Origin of the sequence: Nocardioides dubius (assembly GCF_039528155.1) — a bacterium.
Lineage (GTDB): Bacteria > Actinomycetota > Actinomycetes > Propionibacteriales > Nocardioidaceae > Nocardioides > Nocardioides dubius.
The window spans coordinates 1-2,578 of the sequence record NZ_BAAALG010000022.1; the positions used below are offsets into that span (position 1 = coordinate 1).

The window sequence follows — 2,578 nt, forward strand, 5'->3', positions numbered from 1 at the left end:
CTGCCGGGATGACCCGTCAATCGGCGTAGGAGCGCTGGGGGAAGCGGGCATTACGGTGACCTACCTCGCCGCAGCCCCCGATGGACTTTCGACGCAAGGTCGAGGACATCGGAAGGTCCTGGCGCAAAGGCCGGCAGGCGGCCTACCGCGACTGCCTGCCCCAGCAGTCCGAGCTACTCGACTCGGCGATAGGTGGCCAGGCGGGTTTCGGCGCCGTTGAGCATCGCGAGCTCGTCACCCGAAACGAGACCGAACCGCACGAGGTCTAGAGGGTGTAGGAAGTTTGCGCACCCCCGCGGCTTGCCAGCCCAAGACGTGAATCTCAGGGAGCCCTGTCCCGACGCCTCGTATTCGCCGGAGATCCGATTGCACCCATCCCACGCCTCGAACGTCCCGCCGGCCGCGAAAGCAATCCACGGATCTTGATCCCACGCCGACTGCTTCGTGACAGGGCGGCCATCCAGACTGATCGGCTCCCACCGCCCCTCCAGCAGCGCGGCGGTAGTCGGCACCGGATCATTGGTTGTCACTGTGCTGGTGCCGTCCTGACCGTCGCTATATCTGGGGTCTTGACTGGTTTGGTCCGAAGTCTGACCCCTGCCAGCTAGTTGAGTGGCACTAAACGACACCCCAAGAACCACTAGAACTGCTGCTGCCGCGGCCAACATCGGCGCCGCACGCCGCCTTTGACGTTCGACGGTCGTTCCCGGACCTGCCGTAAGTCGCGGACTTCGGCGAGCAACATCTTCAAAATACTTCGAAAGCTCGGACTCAATCTTATCGTCGATCATTGTGCGCCCTTCCTTCATTGTCCAACAAGGATGCTCGGAGATCGGCAATCGCTCGAGCTATGGCTGATCGGACGGACCCATCGCGAACCCCCATGACCTTCGCGATCTCCGCCGTCTCAAGGTGCTCGTAGTAACGCAGGACCAACGCCACACGTTGCCGAGACGGCAACGATCTGATGAGTGCCGGTAGAGCATCCGCGCGCCACGAATCTGGCTCCTCGTCTAACCCAGCCGATTCGAGACTTGCGAGGACCTCTGCTGACACGGGCAGCTCCCGATCGCTGCGCCTTCCGTGATCAATGACCAAGTTGGTCAAGGCGCGCCTCGCATAGGAGTACGGGTGGTCAATCGTCGCCCAGAGCTGGTGCATCCGGAGCAGGACCGTCTGCGTGAGGTCCTCCGCCAGGTGAGCATCCTCAGTCATGACGTATGCGAGTCGAAGCAGCTGCTGACCGCGGAGGGCAACAAAAGATTCGAACGCCACGCGCTCCCTGCTTTGACTCAACGCCGCCTCCATCGCTCAACACTTGCTGAGGTCTCACCCACCTAACAGACGAACGAAGCAGTCGATCCGCTGCTTGCTCAGCAAAATTGCTGAGCAAACAGCGGATCCAGGGCCGAACCTACGGCGTGCCGATCAGGGCATAGACATCCAGGTGCCCCGCGATGGATCGGTAACGCTCAGCCCACATAACAGGCTGGCCGGCAGAGTTCTCGCCGCGGGCGATGATGATGCCTCGGATCGTTGCGGCGTTGGCCCCGGGCTTGGTGTACACAGGCCCGCCCGAGTCCCCGTTCTGGACCCCGGCGGTACCACTGACACGCACTGCGCGAATGACGTAGGTCGTGCACTGGCCCGGACCGAGCGAGCAATCCGAAGCGCTCAAGCTTCGGACGTCCCAGTCGCAAAGTGCCCCTGACACGCTGCCCGAAGTGCACACTTCTTGGCCTTCGGCTGGGTCCGCCGCACCTGTCACGGTCCGCAGGTTGTCCGCGTCAGCGTCTCCGGTTCCTCCGCCGACCCAAATCCTCGGGGTGTAGCTACTGCCCACCAGGAGCATCTGATCGTACTCCGGATAGTTGGAGCGTGCCGTGGACGTGCCTACGAGATCGTCGTCCGATCCGTTTCGCCACACGATGCCGTTGCCGCTGCAATGACCAGCAGTGACCATGGCCCGAGTGTTGGTGCTACGCCGGATGACAGTGAATCCGCCCGTACAGAAACTTCCGTTCGCCCTGTTGATCCTCAGCCCGCCGTTCCAGGGAGCTTCATCATTCATGCGAGATGTCAGTTCCATGTCTTGCAGCGTGTCAAGACGCACGAAGGCCGCCAATTCGGCATCCATCATCTCGATGCCAGGGGCCAGGTTCTTTGCTGCCACGCTTTCGACGACAACTCGTTCATCGGCTGCGTCGAGATAGATACCTACCCGCTCGCCGCCGGCGTACGACGCCCAGTCGATGTCATGAACTGCGCGCCATGCCTCGGCCAGCAACGATGCATCCCTACAGCTCGGTTCCACCTCGACGGAGTCTCTCTTCGAGGAAGGTAAACCACCGTCGAGCCGCTCCTCCATCTCTTCCTGAGTGATTGTTTCCTCATCCACGATCACGCTGTAACCAGACTCGGCGTCGCCAACCAGGCCCACGACCCCTTGAGCAAGGCCATACGGCAGACCCGAGGTTGGCCTGCCTGAAGCGTCCACCGGCTCCCCTGCCTGCACCTCATTCCAAACAAGACTTGAGACGCCCTTAGTGTCACCGGGTGCAGACGTGTCCACCACATG

General features: G+C 61.8%; 3 protein-coding genes. All 3 read right to left on the minus strand.

What is annotated here, in order from left to right; all coding sequences use genetic code 11:
* Window positions 1-173: 173 nt before the first annotated feature.
* Window positions 174-809 (minus strand): META domain-containing protein, encoded by a 636-nt coding sequence (locus ABD151_RS21975; RefSeq protein ID WP_415629930.1) that lies wholly within the window; start codon window positions 807-809, stop codon window positions 174-176.
* A complete protein-coding gene (locus tag ABD151_RS21980; protein ID WP_415629931.1) occupies window positions 778-1,308 on the minus strand; it encodes an RNA polymerase sigma factor in 531 nt (176 codons plus the stop codon). Before ABD151_RS21980 ends, ABD151_RS21975 begins: the two co-directional genes overlap by 32 nt.
* A 106-nt stretch (window positions 1,309-1,414) precedes the next feature.
* Window positions 1,415-2,578 (minus strand): S1 family peptidase (locus ABD151_RS21750; protein WP_343996974.1); only part of this gene is annotated, 1,164 nt, incomplete at its 5' end.

Bases quoted from the DNA above. Each gene is read 5' to 3' on its own strand.
- ABD151_RS21975 (WP_415629930.1), bottom strand. From the start codon at position 809: ATGAAGGAAGGGCGCACAATGATCGACGATAAGATTGAGTCCGAGCTT.
- ABD151_RS21980 (WP_415629931.1), bottom strand. From the start codon at position 1,308: ATGGAGGCGGCGTTGAGTCAAAGCAGGGAGCGCGTGGCGTTCGAATCT.